This is a genomic window from Mesorhizobium sp. M1334 (assembly GCF_040317995.1).
GTDB lineage: Bacteria > Pseudomonadota > Alphaproteobacteria > Rhizobiales > Rhizobiaceae > Mesorhizobium.
Window position 1 is genome coordinate 109,564 of sequence record NZ_JAMYLM010000003.1, and the last position, 18,313, is coordinate 127,876.

Below are 18,313 nucleotides of genomic sequence, written 5' to 3' on the forward strand. Positions count from 1 at the left end.
GCCAGCCGGTCGCATTGTGCGGAGCATGCTCTTCATGCTAGCGCAGCCGGCAACACTCTGCTGGCAAGGGCGATGAGATTTCATTGAAGTACAATCTGAGATGGGCCGAGTGGCTGGCCGAGGGACGGATCGGCCCGTTCCCGGCGGCGATTGTCATGGTCGCGGCTTACTTCGCCTTGCAGACCATCATACTGTCCCTGTTGAGCTCTTGGGCGGGAACCGGCGTCGGCATCGATGATGCGGAGCAGCTGATCTATATACCGTATCTCTGGGCTGGATATGGCGGCTCGCAACCACCCCTCTACACCTGGATCAACTGGCTGGCCGCGCATGTTTTCGGCACCAGTATCTTCACGCTGAAGCTCGTCAAATACTCCGTGCTGTTCCTCGCCGCCTGCAGCGTGTTCGCCGCCATGCGGCGGTTCGGCTACACCAAAGCGACAGCGGCGGCGGCCATGTTCGGTCTGTTTACGATCCCGCAGATCGTCTGGGAATCGCAGCGCGCCTTGTCGCATTCCGTCGCCGTCGTCGCCTTCTGCTCGCTGCTCCTGCTTGCCATGGCCTATCTTCTCGAGCGGCGAAGCATGGTCGCCTATGCGGCGTTTGGCTTGGCCACGGCGGCTGCAATTCTTGCCAAATATAATGATGTCTTTCTCGTGATAGCCCTTGTTGCGGCAGTGCTGTCGCTGCGCGAATGGCGCAGCGTAATCCTCGATCCGAAGTTCGCCATCAGCATAGCGGTCGCGATATTGGTGCTGGCGCCAACCACCTATTGGAGCCTCATGCATCCCGCCGATTTATTGTCGAGAGGCGAGAAGTTCGGAATAGACTCGCAACGAGGGCGCATGGCGGCGGCCTTTGTCGGTGCCGGCAAGTTTATCATGGGGACCTTCAATTTCGCGGTCTTGCCGGTGCTCGTCTCCGCGCTGGCTTTCGGGCTGGCCGGGTTTCGTTTCTCCGAGTGGCACCCGAAAGGTCCGGCTCGGGAAATTCTGTTGCGGCGTACCTTGGCGCTCGGCTTGGCCATGCTTGCGATACTTGTACTGGCCACCGGCGTGACGGTGGTCAAGGATCGCTGGCTGCTACCGGTCCTGTTCATGTTGCCGCCGGCCATCGTCGCCACTATGGAACGGCTGACGCCGCGCGGCAGGAATGCGCAGCTCCTGGTAATCGCGGCTGGAGCGATCATCGCCGTGCTCCTCGCGCCCGCCACCTGGTACGTCCAGATAAACGGGACCAGTGGTCTGTCGCGGATGATCCGCGTGGATTACCCGGCCCTCTATCGCCAACTGACTGCGGACGGACCGGTCAAAACCGCAATATCTGATGGTGCATGGGTCGGAAACCTGCGGCTGGTCGACGAAAAACTGGTCGCACTTGACCAGGAAGTGCCTAATTTCGAAATGCTGATGCAGGAGCCGGCCGTACTCGTCTGGCTTGACCGCGACGATCCGCGTCCGGTCATTTTGGAGCAGCTCAAAGTGGCCGGCTATGAGCCGGACGGCCAGCCGCGGCAAATGATGGTTCCGCTGTTGCGTGGCACCGGCAAGTCCACCCGGCCCGGCGCCTATGTAAGATTGAAGAGAATGGCGGTGGGAGGAGCCACGGCGCCAAAAGAAGGCGTTAGCGGAGGAGCCGAGGGTGGACAGGAACCCGACTGACCGGCCCCGTCATCACCGCAAGATCATGCCGTTCGAGCCGGACGGCTCGAACGATGTGCTGCGCAAAAAATCGCGGCTGAAGGCCGCTGAACTCAACCAGCATGCGCTGGGCTATGGAGCGCTGGCGGAAACCGAATGGCAGGCGGCGGGAATTGCTGCTCCTGACCTGCCCGCCATGCGCCGATACCGGCTCGAGCGCATCCGCGCCGAGCTGAAGCGCCGCGATTATGCGGGAGCCTTGCTCTACGATCCGGTCAACATCCGCTATGCGACGGATGCGACCAACATGCAGCTCTGGGTCGCACACAATCGGACCAGGCATTGTTTCGTCGCCACCGATGGCCCGGTGGTGCTGTTCGACTATTTCTCCTGCGAGCATCTTTCCGATCATTCCGGCGTCGTCGACGAGGTGCGGCCGGCAGTGTCGTGGGCTTATCTGTACAGCGGCGAGCTGACCGGTCAAAAAGTCCGCCGCTGGGCAGCCGGCATCGCCGAGCTGGTATTGGAACACGGCGGGGGCAATCGCCGTATCGCGATCGACCACATCAATCCCGAGGGCATCGAAGAGCTCGCCCGTCTCGGCATTTCGACCGGCAATGGCGAGGCGGTGATGGAAAATGCGCGGCTGATCAAATCGCCCGACGAGATCCTTGCCATGCGCCGCGCGATCGTCGCTTGCGAGGCAGCGATGGGTGAGATGGAGCAGGCGCTGAGGCCGGGGATTTCCGAGAACGAATTGTGGGCCGAACTCCACCGCGGAAACATCGCGCGCGGCGGCGAATGGATCGAAACCCGGCTCCTGTCGTCGGGTCCGCGCACCAATCCGTGGTTCCAGGAGTGCTCGTCGCGGACGATCGAGGCCGGCGAGCTCGTCGCCTTCGACACCGACCTGATCGGTCCTTACGGCTTCTGCGCCGACCTTTCGCGCACTTGGCTTTGCGGTGACGCGCCGCCGTCGCAGGAGCAGCGCGACCTGTTCCGAATCGCCGCCGACCAGATCGCCAACAACACGGAGCTGATGCGGCCGGGCGTATCGTTCCGCGACCTCGTCGAGCGCTCGTCAGTGCCGCCGGGGGACTGCTTCCCCGCCCGTTATGGGGTGCTCTATCATGGCGTCGGTCTTGCCGACGAATACCCGACTTTGCCGCATGCTAGCGACTGGACCGACGACACACCCGACGGAGTGCTCGAACCTGGCATGGTGCTGTGCGTCGAGAGCTATATCGGTCGGCTTGGCGGCTACGAAGGCGCCAAGATCGAGGAACAGATCCTGATCACCGAAACCGGCAACGAGAAGCTTTCGACCTACCCGCTCGACAATCGGCTGCTTGGCGGCTGCTAATGCATGTCCCACAAAAGCATGCCCCCGGGCTTGACCCGAGGGTGTGCAGCGGTTCTGCGATAACGACATGCATAAACAGGAATCTAAAGTGCTCGCATGAGGCCGACCGAACGCGACGCGGTTATGTGAGCGCTGCGATCGCCTCGCGCATCGTGGTGACGATCGTTTCCGGCGTTGTCCTTGCCGTGATGAACGGCAAGCCTTTGCGACGCCTTGTCCAGCCGACCACCGTCACCTTCTGGGCCGCAGGCTCGAAACGCTGCGCCAGCGCCCAGCTCTCGCAGTCGATCGCCGCGACGTCGGCCCTGCCCTCGGCAACAGCAACGATCGAAGCACGGTGCCCACAGCTTTCGCTCAACGCGGAAAAGATGTCCAGACTCTCGCCCAATGCTTGCAGGTCGCGAGTTGGCGCGATGATGCCCGACATGGAATCCAAGCTGTTAAAGGTGAAACGCTGGCCGCGCAGCAGATCGAGCGGAATGACGGCACCGCCGTCGGCCGGCGACCTTGCCTGCGGTGCCTCGCCCGCTCTCATGATGATGGCGCTCGAATAGAGTTCGCCCTGTCCACCCTCGAAGGCATCATAACGCGGCTGACCGACGAGCTGGACACGTTGCGACAGGCCGAGTTCCATCGGTCCCCAACAGGTTTGCGCAAGGAGCAGCGCCGGGTGCAGCCAGAGCCGGTGAAAATCCAGCTCGTCCGGCGGCAATGTCGCCGGATCTGGCGCGACGGGTTTTCCCTGATCGTCTCGGATACCGCCAGGCACTGGAGGCAAATCGCCATTGCGGCGGATGATCGTCTCCGGCGCATCGATGCCTCTTTGTCTGAAAGTATCGCGCAACCGCGCCCATTGCGCGTCGACCTCGTCCCGCGCTTCCGGCCAGTCATACATCGGCAAAGCCGCAATGAATTCGCTCATGTCGGGGATTTGACCGTTATGCGGGGAAATTGACAAGTTCAGGAAAGCGTCGTCCGCGCGGAACCGCCTGCAACAACGCAAGAATCACTCTTTCGGCGGCTCGGCGGGTACCGGTGCGCTGCCAAGCCCATTGAGGCTGCGTGCCCTGACACGCGGCTTGAATGCGCGTCCCGGTTCCGGCATGCGCCGCAGCACGGGATGGACGACCGGCTCCTTCGCCTTGAAGGCATAGGCCTTGAGCAACGCGAAATAGTTCGGATAGGCGTAGCCATTGTTCATCCGCAGCCACTCGTCGCGGCGGTCGCGAAACAGCTTCGGCAGCCTGTACCAGGCCACCGTCGGACTCTTATGATGGACGAAATGCAGATTGTTGTTGAGGAACAGGAAGGACAGCGGCGAGCGCTCGACGATGATCGTGCGGCCTTCCGGATGTTCCGACCATTGGTGCTCGGCGTAGGTGCGGATCGAAATCAGCGATTGTCCCAGCCATACCGGCACCAGAACGTAAAGCCACAACGGCATGCCGAAGCCGAACTGCACGATGGGCAGCACGATGGCGAGGCCGATAGCGTGCAGCAGCCAGGCCTTGCGGACGACCTTGTCGCCCGCGACGACCTGCCTGGCGTCGCCGATGAAAAAGCCTATGCAGGACAGCCACGGGCCCAGCACGAAACGGCCGAGCATTGTATTGTTGATCTTCAGCAGGAATTTCATCGCCGACGGCAGTCCCTCGTGCTGCCAGAGCGCCTTGTAATAGCTTTCGGGATCGTCGAGCGGATCGGTCAGGCGCTCGTCTGCATGGTGGCGCAGGTGAATGGTCTTGAACCGGCGAAACGGCCAGACAAGGCCAATCGGCAGGAACACAAACGCTTCGTTGAGCCGCGCGTTCCGGGTTGGGTGGCCGTGCAGGACCTCGTGCATCAGCGAGGATTGCAGCGTCGCAATCAGGGTCAGAAAGGCGAGCGCCAGCAGCGGGTAGGATGGCCAGAGCAGAAAGCCGGCAGCGAGCCAGCCGCCGTAGCAGAGAAGTGCGAGAAATACGGTCGGCCATTCGATGGCTGCTGCGCCGTGTCGCCTATTGCCCATGCTCGTCATGCTATCGACCACTGCCTTCCAGTCGCCGGAACCCGTTTGATTCCTGACAGCATTGTGTCAGGAGTGTTGCATCGGGGCAACGCGATAAAGCGCACAAACTGTTGCGATTGCGCATTTTCAGCTGCATATGTTATGCATTGTAAACAACGAACCGGATTCATTTACGCCTGAAGCTCCGCGCTCGCAGGTTTCAGCGCAAATTTTTCCTCCTATCGAGTGGGACGGCGATTTGGACAAACGCGACCTGTCGACGATCTTTCGTGAGCGCCTGAAAATGCTCTTGACAAGGTCCGATTTGAACCAGTCAGCGTTCGCCGGTGCGGTTGGCATCGACCGTTCGGCACTGTCGCAGCTGCTCTCCGGCGGCTCGACCCGCCTTCCCCGTGCTGAAACGCTGCTTAACATCGCCGCCGAATTCAAAGTCTCGCTCGACTGGCTGCTCGGCCTCAGCCACGACGAGGGCGTCACCGGTGAAATCCGCGAGAGCCTTGAGATCGAGGAGGCGCCGGACGGCTTCGACCGCACGCTGCTGGCTCGCTGGCATGCCGAGGCGGCGGGAACGAAAATCCGCTACGTGCCGGCCGGCATTCCCGATCTTCTGCGCACCGAGGCGCTTGTCGACTATGAAGCCGTCATCGCCAACAAGAGCCGCGAGGCACAGGCCGGCGAAACGCAGTATCGCATCGACTACAACCGACGGCCCGAAACCGACATGGAAGTCTGTATGCCGCGCCACACGCTGGAGATCTTCGCGCGCGGGCTGGGCGTGTGGGACCGCTTTCCGGAGGCCGACCGCCACCAGCAACTCCTGCACATGGCGACACTGCTCGACGACCTCTATCCCACCTTCCGCCTGTTTCTCTATGACGGGCGGATGCGCTATTCGATCCCCTACACGATCTTCGGACCTTATCGCGCTGCCATTTACGTCGGCGACATGTATCTGGTGCTGAACGCCACGCAGCCGATCCGCATCCTGACCAGCCATTTCGACAATCTGATCCGTGCCGCGGACGTCAACGCGCATGAGGCGGCCAGCTTCACACGAAAGCTGGCGGAGATGCGATTTTGACCGGTTGTTTCCCACGCCGACATTGACGTCACATAAAGAATTCTTTATATCGTTATCTCAATAATTCTCCGGGAAGGCGTATTCCACAATGACCAATCCGATCGACGCGCTGCTTGCCGAAAAGGGCGTCCTGCTCGCCGATGGCGCCACCGGCACCAATCTGTTCGCCATGGGCCTTGAGGCCGGCGAGGCTCCCGAGCTCTTGAACGAGACCGCACCCGATACCATCACCAGCCTGCACCAGAACTTTGTCGATGCCGGCGCCGACATCATCCTGACCAACTCTTTTGGCGGCACCCGCCATCGGCTCAAGCTGCATCATGCGCAGGACCGGGTCTATGCACTGAACAAGCGCGCCGCCGAGATCGCAAGCGCCGTTGCAAAAAAGGCCGGCCGCAAGGTGATCGTGGCCGGCTCCGTCGGCCCGACCGGCGAGCTGCTGGTACCGCTTGGCGCCATGACCTATGACGAGGCGGTCGAGGCCTTTGCCGAGCAGATCGAGGGGCTGAAGGCGGGCGGCGCCGAAGTCGCCTGGATCGAAACCATGTCGGCGCCGGACGAGATCCGTGCCGCCGCCGAAGCCGCCATCCGCGTCGGCCTGCCGTATACCTATACCGGCTCCTTCGATACCGCCGGCCGCACCATGATGGGACTGCTGCCGAAGGACATCCACGGCGTCGTCGATGGCCTGTCGCAGACACCGCTCGGTGTCGGCGCCAATTGCGGTGTCGGCGCCTCCGACATTCTCGCCTCCCTGCTCGACATGACCGACGCGAGGCCGGAAGCAACGGTGATCGTCAAGGGCAATTGCGGCATTCCCGAATTTCGCGGTGCCGAGATCTACTATTCCGGCACACCCGAGCTGATGGCCGATTATGTGCGCCTAGCCGTCGATGCCGGCGCCAAGATCGTCGGCGGCTGCTGCGGTACCTCGTTCCAGCACCTTGCCGCCATGCGCAAGGCGCTCGATGCGCACACCAAGTCGGATCGCCCGACCGTCGAGCAGATCGTCGAACGCATCGGCCCAATGCGCAACAAGCAGGCTACGGTCAACGTCGCCGAGACCAGCGAAGCCCGCCGCGAGCGGCGCCGCGGACGCGCCTGACGCTTTCGTCTGCGACATGGTCCGCGCGAAGCAGTGCGGCGCCGAAAAAAAGGCCGGCAAGGTTTCCCTCGCCGGCCTGCCTCACCCGCCCGTAGGCCGGTTCCCCCTATCAGAACGATTCCATCTGAAAGAAACCGGCCGTCATTGCCACTACCGGTTACCGCCGAGCGCCGAGGCAAGGCGCACAAGCGAGAGGAACTCGGACCGGTATCCAAACGGGTCGGCTCCTCTGGCGGCGGTGGCAATCTGCATGATCTTGTCGTAGCCGAACTTCGCGGTCGCATCCTCGTCGCGCAGCTTCTGGCCGAAGGCAGCAACGGCAACGGAGAAACGCTGGTCGGTGCTGGCCTGGTCGAACGACGCCACTTCGTTGGCTGACGTCACTGTCGTGGTGATCAGCTTCGAAGTGTCCTCGTTCGGCAGCTTGTAGCGGATCTTGACGAAGGCATATTCGTCGGCATTGGCAACACCGCCATTGTTCACCGAGGCCTGGCCATAGCGCAGTTGATCAATCTGTTCGCCGCCGCTGCCCTTAGGCGTGATTTCGTAGATCGCTGTGACCGAATGGCCTGAGCCGATCTCGCCGGCGTCGACCCGGTCATTGTTGAAATCCTCGCGATTCATGGCGCGGGTCTCGTAGCCGATCAGCCGGTACTCCGAAACCTTGTTCGGGTTGAACTCGACCTGGATCTTCACGTCCTTGGCGATGGTGAACAGTGTCGAGGAGGCATCCTCGACCAGTACCTTCTCGGCCTCCGCCAACGTATCGATATAAGCAGCGGTGCCATTGCCGTTCTGGGCGATGGTCTGCATCATCTGATCGTTCAGATTGTCGCGGCCGAAGCCGAACACCGACAGGAATACGCCTGTCTTGCGCTCCTTTTCGATCAGCCGCTTCAGATCGTCATCGTCGGTCTGGCCGACATTGAAATCACCGTCGGTGGCGAGCATCACCCGATTGATGCCGTCCTTGACGAAGGATTTCTGCGCCAGCCTGTAGGCTTCCTTGATGCCGGCCTCGCCTGCCGTCGAGCCGCCGGATGTCAGATTATCGATGGCAGCGAGGATCTTGTCCTTTTCCGAAGCCTTGGTGGGCTCCAGCACGGTACCGGCATCGCCCGCATAGGTGACGATCGAGACGGTGTCGTCAGGTCTCAGCTTGTTGACCAGCAGTCGGAAGGCCGACTGCAGGAGCGGCAGCTTGTCCTGCTCGTTCATCGAGCCCGACACATCGATCAGGAAGACCAGATTGGCCTTGGGCTGCTCGGCCGGCTTCACGTCGAAGCCCTTGATGGCGACATGCATCAGCTTGGTGTGCTCGTTCCACGGCGTCGGCATCACGCTGACGGTCGAGTTGAACGGCGCCGAGGCGGAGTCCGGTCCCTTCCAGTCATAGGGGAAGTAGTTGACCATCTCCTCGACGCGCACCGTATCGGCTTGCGGAATAAAACCTTCCTTCAGCGAGCGCCGCACGAAGGAATAGGAAGCGGTGTCGACATCGATAGAGAACGTCGAGACCGGATCTTCCAGTGCGGCATGCACCGGATTGGTCTTGAAATTCTCGATGCGATCGCGGTTTTTCTTTTGCGGCAGCATCTGGTCTGCCGGCGCAGCGGCAGGCTGCTGTGCCATCAGCATGGGCTCGGCGACCGTGCCAGGCATGCGTCCGACCCGCGCGCCGCCATCGACGGCCGGAGCCGCAGTGCTGGTGCCGCCATTCAGCACAAACTCGCCACTCTGCGCCGGTTCGGGAGCATTGCGGGTGAACACGTCCTGCTGGGTCAACCCGCCGACTGCGGTCGATTCCGCTTTCGGCGGCGATGTCGGCGCCACAAGCGCCTCGCCGGCGTTACGGCTTTCGCTGTCGGCGTCCGCCTTCTTCTGCTTGTCTGCTTCGGCCACGACCGGCGGTTTGACGGTCGCCGGCTTGTCGGCCAGTGTCTCGGTGATCTTATCGTCCCCGCCGAATTCGGGCCCGCTGAATGTGGATTCCCCAAGCATGTACATGGCAGCGTATCCGGCGATCGGCAGGGCAACGAGCCCGGCGATGGCCGGCGTGGCGAAGAGTTTCTTTTGCATGATTTCGCTCCAGAGCCTTTGTGCTCGCTCTGTGAGACGAAGCCCGCTTGCCGATCCTTGGGCGGCCGGTAAAGTTTTTTCTTCCATGTCATAGGCGCGCAGCGCGGCCTGGAGGGCACGCGCCTTTGCGTCCGCGTCCGGCGCCGGTGCCGCGATGTCGCGCAGTCTGTTGAGTTCGTTGTCGTCGACCATGGTCACACTTCCCCGGCTGAACGTATCAGCGTCTTCAGCCGTTTCTTCGCTTCATGGATGTGCCAGGAAACCGTCGTCTCCGAGATCGCCATCGCCTCGGCGGCGGCTGCATGGCTCAGCCCTTCGCCATAGACCAGCAGCACCGCGTCGCGCTGCTTGTCCGGCAGCTTGCACACCGCCGCCCAGAGCGCCTCGGCCGGGTCTTCCGGCTCAGCCGAGATTTCCCCCGAAATCAGGACATAGGCGCCATAGGCATCGGTCTTGACCGTCTCGCGGGCGGTCTTGCGCATCATGTCGCGCGCCGCATTCAGCGTCATGGCGTAGAGCCATGTCGTGAAGGCGCCGCTGCCATGATAGTCGCGGATCGCCCGGCCAAGCCGGACGCAGACTTCCTGGGCGATATCCTCGGCGTCGGCCTTTTTCCCGCACCAGCGATAGGCGGCGCGATAGACGAAACCGTAGTGCCTTTCGAGCAACTTGCCGAAAGCACCCCGATCTCCGCCCTTCGCCCGCCCGATCAGTTCAGCGTCGGAGGCTTCGCTTTCGTCCAGCATCATCGCCATCATTGCCTGTTGGACGAAGGCTAATGGCTGTTCCTTGGGGCGATGGAAAGAATTTTCTGGCGCGCCGTCACGTCGTAACGGTTGGCGTGCCCTGACCGAGCGTCTCCGCGAACAGCGTCGTCAGCCGCTTCCAGTGGCGCTCGGCGCCGGCTGCATCGAAGGCGCTGTGGTCCGGCACGCACCAGCCGTGCGCCATGCCGGCATAGTTCTCGATGACATGGTCGACCTCGGCCGCGCGCAGCGCTTCGGCCAGCCGCGCCGCTTGCGCGGGCGGAAAGCTGCGATCAGTGCCGGCCGTACCGATATAAACCCTTGCCTTGAGCGAAGCGGCCTTCCGGTGCGGACTGTCGGCGGCGTCACCAGCCAGATTGCCGCCGTGGAAACTGGCCGCGGCAACGATGCGGCCGGGATAGCTGGCCGCTGCGTTCAGTGCCCGCGCTCCACCCATGCAGTAGCCGACAATGCCGACCGGCCCGGCCAGTCCTTGCGCAGCGAGCGCATCGAGGAAAGCGCCGCTGTCGCGGATCGTCTTTTCCTGGGTCGTGCCTTCGAGGAGACCTGTGATTGCGGTCTTGCTCCTCTCGTCGCCGAACGCAGTCTTGGGATCGAACGGACCGTAGGGCGCATTGCGGTAAAAGAGGTCCGGCACAAGCACCGCATAGCCCTCGCCCGTAAGCCGCTCCGCCATCTGATCAAGCGCCGGTCGCGGACCGAAAACGTCCATGTAGAGGATGATCGCTGCCTTGGCTGGGGCCGCCGAACGGAACAGCCGGGCCTTGGCAATGCCGTCGCTTGTCTTGATCCGCATCGCTTGCGTGGCCATCATCCGCTCCGTTGATCTGACCTGCGATAGATACCCGCGGTGACCGTCGCCGCAAGCTGTAGTGAGGCGATCTGCTTCAAGATTTCGTGCGGCATTCGGCGACGCTACAGACGCGCGAATGCTGCCATGTGAAAGGCCTGAACTTCGGCCGGATAGCGATAGTCGGTGCCGTATGGACAGGCGTTGCGATCAAGGCAGCCGCCGGTCCGGCAGGGCGCGCCGTTTTGCCCGCGCACATGCGCCAGACAGGTTTCATGTGCAAAACCATCCGCAGAATAAGCCTCTACCGGACAGGATTTCAGGCAAGGTTTTTCCAGACATGTGTCGCAAAGGTGAATCATGCCGCGGGGTTCTTGGAGCGCAATTTTGTCTTCGAACAGCAGCGCGCCGCGATAGGCATGCCAGAGCCCATATTTCGGATGCATGAGAATGCCGAGCGGTGACGGCTTCAGCCCCTCCGCACGTATCGCCCATTGCTGGAACGGCAGATAAGGCCTGTCGGACGGTGACACCGCGCGCGCCCCGAATTTTCCGGCCACCGCGCCGATCACTTCGCGCGACCATTTGTCGAGCGGATCGTCGATCGGCTGTGACTGTTTCTCCAGCCAGCGCAGGAAGTGCGGCCAAGGTGCGGCACCCGCCTGCCCCACCACCAGGACGGATCTGGCGGCAGCGCCGGAGAGATCGGAAGGCGCCTTCTCAGCGCCTGCAAAATTGAAGCCGCCGCGAAGCATGAGACCGTGTGCGGAAAGTGCCGCCGCGATGGTTTCGACCATGCTGCGCTCGAGGATCATCCCTTCTTGTCCGGGTCGGAGAAGGCGCTCCGCCAGACTTCCTTGTGGATGATGTTGGCGACTTTAGCCCCGCCTGATTCGGGCTCCTTTCAGGTGAAGGCGTCGGCCATCGACGCCTTCTTCCTGGCAATGAAGTCCTTCAGCCCGTCGTCGATACCCGGATCGAGATGCGGCGCCTCGTAGCTTTCCAGCCAGCGGCGGGCGAGCTCGTTGGCGCGCTGCGGCGCGGTTTTTTCGCCTTCGGCCAGCCATTGCTCGTAAGAATTATTGTCGGCAATGTTGGAACGGTAGAACGCGGTCTGGAAATTCGCCTGGGTGTGATCGCAGCCGAGATAGTGGCTGCCCGGGCCAACCTGGCGGATGGCGTCCATCGCCTGGCCGTTTTCCGACAGGTCGACGCCTTGGGAGAACTTCTGCGTCATGCCGAGCTGGTCGATATCCATCATGAACTTTTCGTAGCAGGAGGCGAGACCGCCCTCGAGCCAGCCGGCCGAATGCAGCACGAAATTGGTGCCGGCGAGGATCGTCGAGTTCAGCGTGTTGGCGCTCTCGTAGGCGGCCTGCGCATCGGGGATTTTTGAAGCACAGAGCGAACCGCCGGTGCGGAACGGCAGGCCGAGCCTGCGGGCAAGCTGTGCGGCGCCATACGAGACCAGCGACGGCTCCGGCGTGCCGAAAGTCGGCGCGCCCGACTGCATCGAGATCGACGAGGCGAAGGTGCCGAACAGAACCGGCGCACCGGGCCGGATCAGTTGTGTGAACGATGCCCCGGCCAGAACCTCGGCCAAAACCTGTGTCAGCGTGCCGGCGACCGTCACCGGGCTCATCGCACCGGCAAGGATGAACGGCGTGACGATACAGGCCTGATTGTGGCGCGAATAGACCTTCAGCGCTCCCAGCATGGTCTCGTCGAAGACCATCGGCGAGTTGGCATTGATCAGGCTGGTCAGCACCGTGTTGTTCTCGACGAAATCGTCACCAAACACGATCTTGGCCATCGCCACCGTGTCTTCAGCGCGCTCGGGCGCGGTCACCGAGCCCATGAACGGCTTGTCCGAATATTTAATATGGCTGTAGACCATATCGAGATGCCGTTTGTTGACCGGCACATCGACCGGCTCGCAAACCGTGCCGCCCGAATGGTGGATCGACGGCGCCATATAGGCGAGTTTTACGAAATTCCGGAAATCCTCGATCGTCGCATAGCGCCTGACGCCGTCGAGATCGCGCACGAAGGGCGGTCCATAGACTGGCGCGAACACTGTCGCGTTGCCGCCGATCTGCACCGAGCGCTCGCCGTTGCGGGCGTGCTGGGTATACACGGACGGAGCGGTCTTCAACAGCGAGCGGCAGAGGCCCTTGGGGAAATGCACCCGCTCGCCCTTGACGTCGGCGCCCGCCTCTTTCCAAAGCTTTAGCGCCTCGGCGTCGTCGCGGAAGATGATGCCGATCTCCTCCAGCACCGTGTCGGTGTTCTTTTCGATCAGCGCCAGCCCTTCCTCGTCCAGCACTTCATAGACGTTGATCTTGCGCTTGATATAGGTGAGCTGTGTGCCGGGGCCGCCGCCCGAACGTGCAGCCCGTCGGGCTGCGGCGCCACCGCTGGCAGCGCGCCCGCGCCGCGCGTTTGACGCTTCCTGATCGACCGGCGCGTTCTCACTCATAATCGTTCTTCCCTGGCTTTCGTTCTGGCCTTGATTTACTCCGGCCGGGCTCTTGTACCGACCTGAAATCCGTTTGCGGCCGCATATTGCGGTCTCTGGCCGGATCGTAGCCATGCACCCTATTCGAAACGGCCCGCCAGCGCCAACGCCTGTCGCAAAATCGACAAGAATTCCAAGAGATTTACGGTCGCTTTCGTTTTGCGGGAAGTCGCAAATCAGCTATGGACAACCGGCCCATGCGGGTTAGGTATTGGCGCGATATTTTTAAGCTGCCGCGATAGTTGTAGCCGGCAAGGAGCCTGAGAAAAAATGGCCGACGACGAGATCATCCTTTCGGAACTCTCCGACGACGAGTTGGTGCAGCAGATGCACGACGATCTTTATGACGGGTTGAAGGAAGAAATCGAGGAAGGCACCAATATCCTTCTCGAGCGCGGCTGGGCGCCTTACAAGGTGTTGACCGAGGCTCTGGTCGAAGGCATGCGCATCGTCGGTGAGGACTTCCGCGATGGCATCCTGTTCGTTCCCGAAGTGCTGCTGTCGGCCAACGCGATGAAGGCCGGCATGTTCATCCTGCGTCCGCTGCTTGTCGCCACTGGCGCGCCAAAGCAGGGCAAGATGGTGATCGGCACCGTCAAGGGCGACATCCACGATATCGGCAAGAACCTGGTCGGCATGATGATGGAAGGCGCCGGCTTCGATGTCATTGACCTCGGTATCAACAATGCGGTCGAAAAATATCTCGATGCCATCGAAAAGCACCAGCCCGACATCATCGGCATGTCGGCGCTGCTGACGACGACCATGCCTTACATGAAGGTCGTCATCGATACGATGAAGGAAAAGGGCATTCGCGACGACTATGTTGTGCTGGTCGGCGGTGCGCCGCTCAACGAGGAATTCGGCAAAGCCGTCGGTGCCGACGCCTATTGCCGCGACGCCGCGGTGGCAGTCGAGACCGCCAAGGACTTCATGAAGCGCAAGCACAACGTCCGCGCTTCGGCCTGAGCCAATAAGTCCGGCACCAACGAGAAAAGCCGCGCCTTGCAGTGCGGCTTTTTTATTCCCAAATGTTTAGAGCCGTGCGGATCAGGGTTTCTTGACGGTATCGTCAACAGCCTTAGCAGTGGATTTGATGTCCTTACCGACGCCGCGCACCGTGTTGGCGCAGGCCGAAACAGCCAAGGCGCAGGCGAGAATAGTGATTGGCGCAACGCGGAACAATTTCATGATTGGTGTCTCCCTCAGCATATAAATTCGCTGGACAGCAACGAAGATGGATTAGACTGGTTCCATGACTACCGCGCGAAAACAACAATCCGATCAGGGCGACAGGCTGCTCGTCATCGCCTGTGGGATGATTGCGCGCGAGGTTTTGGCGGTCAAGGAGCAGCTTGGGCTCGACCATCTCGACCTGACCTGCCTGCCAGCGGAGTTCCATTTCTATCCGGACCGCATCGCGCCGGCCATGGACAAGGCTATCGAGAAGGCCAAGACCGACGGCTACAGACACATTTTCGTCGGCTATGCCGATTGCGGCACGGGTGGCTTGCTCGATCGGGTCTGCGAGAAGCATGGCGTCGAGCGCATGGCCGGGCCGCATTGCTTTGCCTTCTACCAGGGCATGGATGCCTATGCGAAAGTCGCCGATGACGACATGATGTCGTTCTACATGACCGACTTCCTCTGCCGGCAATTCGATGCCTTCTTCATGAAGCCGCTCGGCCTCGACAAGCACCCGGAGCTGATCAAGGACTATTTCGGCAATTACGAGAAGCTGATCTATATCGCTCAGACCGACGACCCGGAACTCGACAAGGTCGCCGAAAAGGCGGCGAAAATGCTCGGCCTCGCCTATGAGCGCCGCTCGACCGGCTATGGCGACCTGACGAAGGAGCTGGCCAGCGCTGCAATCCTGGCTTGACGGTACTTCTAGGCAAGGCCTTCTTCAGCTTCGAGCCCGGCGAGCACATCGGCAAAGCTCGTCTTGCAGACGAAACCCAGCCGGTCCCTCGCTCGCGACGCATCGTAGACCCGGTCGATCGACGAAAAAATCGTCCAGCCTTTCTTCGCGTAGAGTGCCGGATAATCCGGAAAATAGCGTGCGACGACCGACGGTGCATCGGCGATCAATGCCGCGCAATCCTCGGGCTGGAACGGTGTTGGTGCCGAAATGATGAAGATGTCGAAGCCCAATTGCGGTGCTTTCTCCAAGGCAGCGATATGGGCATCGGCAGCATCCTCCACCGTCAGCCGGCGAAACAAAAGCTCATTGGCTTTGGTGTTGGCGTCCGACTGTTCGATCACGTGCGCCATATCGTCTGCTTCGGGAAAGAACCGAGCGGTGCGCAGTACGATCGACGGAAGGCCGAACTGGAGCTGGTAAGGGCGACAAAGATGTTCCGCGGCAAGCTTGGTGACGCCATAGATGTTGCGTGGCTCCGGCGACATGTCTTCCGTCAGCCATGCCGCCTTGCGCGCGCTTCCCGTGAACCGGCGCGTATGGCCTCGGAAATCATCAGCGATGTCGTCGACGTAAACACGAAGCGCTGAACCGCGAATGCAGCGGCCGCATCGAGCAGGTTGAGCGTGCCGCGCACATTCGTCTCGACGAAATCCTCGTTGCGATAACGTTCGATGTCGGGCTTGTGCAGCGCGCCGCTGTGGATGATGGCCTCGATGCGGTTCTCCTCGACCGCCTGCATGACCAGGTCGCGATCGGCGACTGAGCCGACGATTGGAGTTTCCGAAGACGGAACGGGATCGAGGCCAGTGACGTCATGGCCGAGGGCCCGCAGGCGCGGTGCCAAGGCGCTGCCTAGCCAGCCCGACGATCCCGTCAGCAAGATCCGCATTCTTTCCACCTCGTTTCCGCTGTCGATGCCCAAGCACGGATGACAGAACGTGGCGAAACATTAAGGTATGCGCCAGACAAGAAAACGGGCTGCTCCAGCCATCAACAGGGAAACGCCACCGATGATCGCTCGCCTCATGTTTGCCGCAGCAACTGTCCTCTGCTTGACCATGCCCGCGTTCGCCGACGGCGAGGTGCAGAAGTTGATAACGGCTGCCGACAAGGCGCGGCTCGACAAATATGGCGAGACGCGCAAGGCAGCGCTTGACGAGGCGAAGGCCGGCGATCCAGCCGAGGTCAAGCAGCTCGACGCCTTGCTGGCAAAGCCGCTGGTTTCCTTCTCCGACAACGACCTGACCGGCAAGTGGCAATGCCGCACCATCAAGGCCGGCGGATTGAGCCCGCTCGTCATCTATGGCTGGTTCAAATGCAAGGTGAGCGACGACGGTTCCGGCTGGAGACTGGAAAAGATCACCGGCTCGCAGCGCACCAAGGGCCGCTTCTTCGACGATGGCGAGAAACGCGCGATCTATCTTGGTTCCTTCTACGTCAACGACGATCCGGCAAGGCCCTACGGCAGCGGCCCGGAAAGCGATCAGGTCGGCTATGCCTTCCGCAACAGCGCCAGCGAATGGCGCATCGAGTTCCCGGCGCCCTATTACGAATCGAAGCTCGACATCCTCGAACTCAAGCGCTGAGCCCCGATCACCAAGGGTTAACCCGGTCAGCCTGGCATTCGCGCGCAAAGAACAGGTCTTTGCGGAGGTCGCGAACCATGGCACGGTCGAAACCAAACCAACGACCGATCGTCGTCGTCACCGAAGGCGGCTCGCATATCTGGGCGATCGTCAACGCGGTCGCCGATCAACTCGGGCCGGTCAGTGTTGTCCTCGAAGCACCTGAATCCAAAAAGCAATTGCTTCTCGGACGGGCGCGACGGCAAGGCTGGGCCTCGGCCATCGGTCAACTCGGCACGATGATGCTGACCCGGCAAAACCGCAGCCGGGCGACACAATTTCAAGCTACGCGTTGCGGCAGGCGGCGTTCTCGCGCGACATCTGCGTCGAGGCGGTCAGAGATGCGCTGGCCGGCAAGCTCGGCACGGTCGAGCCCGGCCTGCCTTCGAAACAATGGTATCACCCGACGGGTCTGGTCCTATCTCTGGACCGGGATAACGAAGGGCGTCTGGTGACGCGCCGATTTACCGGATGCCCACCTGCCACTAACATTGCATCATGAGCGACATCGACCACCGCACCATCATTGCCGGCCTTTCGGTCGAGGACCGTCGCGAGCTCACCGCCAGGCTTGACCGGCCAGGCATTGTCCGGCTGGCCGTCCATGGCGGGCTGGTTATTCTGCTGGGCGCGCTGATTGCCGCCCGCATCCCGTTCTGGCCGCTTCTCGTCTTGCCGCAGGGAATCCTGATCGTCTTCTGCTTCACGCCGTTGCACGAGACCGTCCATGAAACGGCGTTCAGGACGGCGTGGCTCAATCGCGCTGTTGCCGCCGTGGCCGGCTTCCTGATCCTGCTGCCGCCGGCATGGTTCCGCTATTTCCATTTCGCCCATCACCGCCATACGCACGACCCGGAAAACGACCCCGAACTGATGGCGCCGAAGCCGGGGACCGTCAGCCAATATCTGCGCTATCTGTCGGGCGGCCCCTATTGGATCGCCATGGGCCGCGTGGTCGCAACCAATGCGGCTGGCCGCAATCGCGACGGCTTCGTACCGGAAAAGGGTCGCGGCAAGGTGGTTGCCGAAGCACGGCTGTTCCTCATCGGTTATGCGGTGTTGCTGGCCGCATCTTTCGCCATACAGTCGGCGCTGCTGTTGTGGGTCTGGATCGTGCCGGTGCTGGCAGGACAGCCGTTTTTGCGGGCCTACCTGCTGGCCGAGCACGCATTGTGCCCGCATGTCGCCAACATGCTCGAGAACACCCGCACCACCTTCACCAACAGGCTGGTGCGCTTCGTCGCCTGGAACATGCCATACCATTCGGAGCACCATTCCTATCCGGCCGTTCCCTTCCACCGCCTGCCGCGCTTCCATGAGATCGTCGCGGAGCATCTAGGCACGACCGAACGAGGTTACGTGCGCTTCCACAGGAAGCTGGTCGGCAGCTTCGATGGCCGCGCCGGCTGA

At 61.7% G+C, this 18,313-nt stretch carries 19 protein-coding genes and 1 pseudogene; 9 read left to right on the top strand and 11 right to left on the bottom strand.

Features of this window, described 5'->3' with window-relative positions; all coding sequences use genetic code 11:
• Window positions 1-83: 83 nt before the first annotated feature.
• Both NKH17_RS07575 and NKH17_RS07580 read left to right on the top strand, forming a co-directional pair.
• Entirely contained in the window at window positions 84-1,661 is a 1,578-nt protein-coding gene (locus tag NKH17_RS07575) for an ArnT family glycosyltransferase (RefSeq protein ID WP_352897234.1), read from the top strand.
• Between the two features lie 25 nt (window positions 1,662-1,686).
• Window positions 1,687-3,003: a M24 family metallopeptidase gene (locus tag NKH17_RS07580; RefSeq protein WP_352805288.1), complete on the top strand. Its 1,317-nt coding sequence runs from the start codon at window positions 1,687-1,689 to the stop codon at window positions 3,001-3,003.
• Window positions 3,004-3,124: 121 nt separating this feature from the next.
• Here NKH17_RS07580 and NKH17_RS07585 read toward each other — a convergent pair whose 3' ends face one another.
• Together NKH17_RS07585 and NKH17_RS07590 are read right to left on the bottom strand one after the other, a co-directional pair.
• The gene (locus NKH17_RS07585) at window positions 3,125-3,925 is read right to left on the bottom strand and encodes a phosphate/phosphite/phosphonate ABC transporter substrate-binding protein (protein WP_352646897.1); all 801 of its coding nucleotides are present in this window, start codon (window positions 3,923-3,925) and stop codon (window positions 3,125-3,127) included.
• Window positions 3,926-4,009: 84 nt separating this feature from the next.
• Window positions 4,010-5,020, bottom strand: coding sequence for a fatty acid desaturase (locus NKH17_RS07590; RefSeq protein ID WP_352646899.1), 1,011 nt, complete (start codon window positions 5,018-5,020; stop codon window positions 4,010-4,012).
• Window positions 5,021-5,249: 229 nt separating this feature from the next.
• On the opposite strand from NKH17_RS07590, the gene NKH17_RS07595 reads away from it, so the two are divergent.
• Both NKH17_RS07595 and bmt read left to right on the top strand, forming a co-directional pair.
• The gene (locus NKH17_RS07595; protein ID WP_254818179.1) at window positions 5,250-6,092 is read left to right on the top strand and encodes a helix-turn-helix domain-containing protein; all 843 of its coding nucleotides are present in this window, start codon (window positions 5,250-5,252) and stop codon (window positions 6,090-6,092) included.
• A gap of 88 nt (window positions 6,093-6,180) precedes the next feature.
• The gene (gene bmt, locus NKH17_RS07600; RefSeq protein ID WP_352897232.1) at window positions 6,181-7,197 is read left to right on the top strand and encodes a betaine--homocysteine S-methyltransferase; all 1,017 of its coding nucleotides are present in this window, start codon (window positions 6,181-6,183) and stop codon (window positions 7,195-7,197) included.
• A gap of 150 nt (window positions 7,198-7,347) precedes the next feature.
• Here bmt and NKH17_RS07605 read toward each other — a convergent pair whose 3' ends face one another.
• The 5 genes from NKH17_RS07605 to NKH17_RS07625 all read right to left on the bottom strand — a co-directional run bounded on the left by NKH17_RS07605 (window position 7,348) and on the right by NKH17_RS07625 (window position 13,312).
• Window positions 7,348-9,468, bottom strand: coding sequence for a vWA domain-containing protein (locus NKH17_RS07605; protein WP_352897230.1), 2,121 nt, complete (start codon window positions 9,466-9,468; stop codon window positions 7,348-7,350).
• 2 nt (window positions 9,469-9,470) lie between these two features.
• Window positions 9,471-10,031, bottom strand: coding sequence for an RNA polymerase sigma factor (locus NKH17_RS07610; RefSeq protein ID WP_352897228.1), 561 nt, complete (start codon window positions 10,029-10,031; stop codon window positions 9,471-9,473).
• A 67-nt stretch (window positions 10,032-10,098) separates the two neighbouring features.
• Complete coding sequence (locus tag NKH17_RS07615; RefSeq protein ID WP_352897226.1) at window positions 10,099-10,854, bottom strand: dienelactone hydrolase family protein; 756 nt, start codon at window positions 10,852-10,854, stop codon at window positions 10,099-10,101.
• Between the two features lie 104 nt (window positions 10,855-10,958).
• Window positions 10,959-11,648 (bottom strand): hypothetical protein, encoded by a 690-nt coding sequence (locus NKH17_RS07620; RefSeq protein ID WP_352897163.1) that lies wholly within the window; start codon window positions 11,646-11,648, stop codon window positions 10,959-10,961.
• Between the two features lie 89 nt (window positions 11,649-11,737).
• Window positions 11,738-13,312, bottom strand: a complete 1,575-nt coding sequence (locus tag NKH17_RS07625) for a trimethylamine methyltransferase family protein (protein ID WP_352477608.1) — start codon at window positions 13,310-13,312, stop codon at window positions 11,738-11,740.
• Window positions 13,313-13,621: 309 nt separating this feature from the next.
• Between NKH17_RS07625 and NKH17_RS07630 the strand changes: the two genes are divergently transcribed.
• Complete coding sequence (locus tag NKH17_RS07630) at window positions 13,622-14,320, top strand: cobalamin B12-binding domain-containing protein (RefSeq protein ID WP_023676506.1); 699 nt, start codon at window positions 13,622-13,624, stop codon at window positions 14,318-14,320.
• Between the two features lie 81 nt (window positions 14,321-14,401).
• On the opposite strand, the gene NKH17_RS07635 is transcribed toward NKH17_RS07630, so the two are convergent.
• Complete coding sequence (locus tag NKH17_RS07635; protein WP_352477607.1) at window positions 14,402-14,542, bottom strand: EncA/B family entericidin; 141 nt, start codon at window positions 14,540-14,542, stop codon at window positions 14,402-14,404.
• A gap of 64 nt (window positions 14,543-14,606) precedes the next feature.
• Here NKH17_RS07635 and NKH17_RS07640 point away from each other — a divergent pair, with 64 nt between their 5' ends.
• Complete coding sequence (locus tag NKH17_RS07640; protein ID WP_352803960.1) at window positions 14,607-15,236, top strand: DUF1638 domain-containing protein; 630 nt, start codon at window positions 14,607-14,609, stop codon at window positions 15,234-15,236.
• Window positions 15,237-15,244: 8 nt separating this feature from the next.
• Here NKH17_RS07640 and NKH17_RS07645 read toward each other — a convergent pair whose 3' ends face one another.
• Together NKH17_RS07645 and NKH17_RS07650 are read right to left on the bottom strand one after the other, a co-directional pair.
• Window positions 15,245-15,763 (bottom strand): NAD-dependent epimerase/dehydratase family protein, encoded by a 519-nt coding sequence (locus NKH17_RS07645; protein ID WP_352897223.1) that lies wholly within the window; start codon window positions 15,761-15,763, stop codon window positions 15,245-15,247.
• 8 nt (window positions 15,764-15,771) lie between these two features.
• A complete protein-coding gene (locus tag NKH17_RS07650) occupies window positions 15,772-16,167 on the bottom strand; it encodes an NAD-dependent epimerase/dehydratase family protein (protein ID WP_352897221.1) in 396 nt (131 codons plus the stop codon).
• 121 nt (window positions 16,168-16,288) lie between these two features.
• Here NKH17_RS07650 and NKH17_RS07655 point away from each other — a divergent pair, with 121 nt between their 5' ends.
• Window positions 16,289-16,864 carry a DUF4893 domain-containing protein gene (locus NKH17_RS07655; RefSeq protein WP_352805163.1) on the top strand — a complete coding sequence of 192 codons (576 nt, stop codon included), beginning with the start codon at window positions 16,289-16,291 and terminating at the stop codon, window positions 16,862-16,864.
• A gap of 7 nt (window positions 16,865-16,871) precedes the next feature.
• On the opposite strand, the gene NKH17_RS07660 is transcribed toward NKH17_RS07655, so the two are convergent.
• Window positions 16,872-17,018: a hypothetical protein gene (locus NKH17_RS07660; RefSeq protein WP_352805297.1), complete on the bottom strand. Its 147-nt coding sequence runs from the start codon at window positions 17,016-17,018 to the stop codon at window positions 16,872-16,874.
• Here NKH17_RS07660 and NKH17_RS07665 point away from each other — a divergent pair.
• Together NKH17_RS07665 and NKH17_RS07670 are read left to right on the top strand one after the other, a co-directional pair.
• Window positions 17,011-17,358: pseudogene (locus NKH17_RS07665) on the top strand (hypothetical protein). The gene NKH17_RS07660 and the pseudogene NKH17_RS07665 overlap by 8 nt on opposite strands.
• A gap of 43 nt (window positions 17,359-17,401) precedes the next feature.
• Window positions 17,402-18,313, top strand: a complete 912-nt coding sequence (locus NKH17_RS07670; protein WP_352897219.1) for a fatty acid desaturase family protein — start codon at window positions 17,402-17,404, stop codon at window positions 18,311-18,313.